Origin of the sequence: Pedobacter miscanthi, assembly GCF_032678605.1 — a bacterium.
Taxonomy (GTDB): domain Bacteria; phylum Bacteroidota; class Bacteroidia; order Sphingobacteriales; family Sphingobacteriaceae; genus Pedobacter; species Pedobacter miscanthi_A.
Genome location: NZ_JAVTSU010000069.1, coordinates 1 through 655 on the forward strand (window position 1 = coordinate 1; position 655 = coordinate 655).

Annotated in this window: 1 protein-coding gene; it reads left to right on the plus strand. The window is 36.9% G+C overall.

Going from position 1 to position 655, the window contains the following annotated elements:
- Window positions 1-108 precede the first annotated feature (108 nt).
- Window positions 109-655, plus strand: a 547-nt coding sequence (locus R2R28_RS29105; RefSeq protein WP_316829173.1) for an IS982 family transposase, incomplete at its 3' end; no start/stop codon positions are given.

Here is a 655-nt window from a genome sequence, read left to right on the forward strand (position 1 = left end):
TACGATAAAGTTACCGATATTTTCTGCATAGTTGATGAATTTTGCAAGAACTTTGACAAAACCACCAAAAACTTCATTTTAGGGAAAGCTTCTCGACGTCCCGCTACAATGTCCAATAGCGAGGTAATCAGTATTCTGCTTTTGTTTCAAATCAGTGGTTTCAAGTGTTTTAAGCATTATTATGTTTTCTATGTACAGAAACACATGGTAGATGATTTTCCTAAAACTGTATCCTATAACCGGTTTGTTGAACTCAGTCAAAGTGTGATTATGCCTTTAACCATATTTCTTAAAACCTGTTGCTCAGGTGCATGCACGGGTATTTCATTCGTGGATTCAACGCCAATAAGAGTTTGCAAGAACAAACGTATCAAGGCAAACAAAGTATTTAAGGGTACTGCTGAAGTTGGAAAGTCAACAATGGGCTGGTTTTATGGCTTCAAACTTCACTTGGTAATAAACGACAAAGGCGAAATCCTCAATTTCCTGATTAGCCAGGGCAACATGGATGACAGGGAACCATTGAAAAGAGAAGGGTTTCTTAAAAAAATATTTGGAAAGCTGTTTGGGGACAAGGGATACATATCCAAAAATCTGTTCGAAATACTTTTTACTGACGGTATACATCTGGTAACAGGAATACGTAACAAAATGA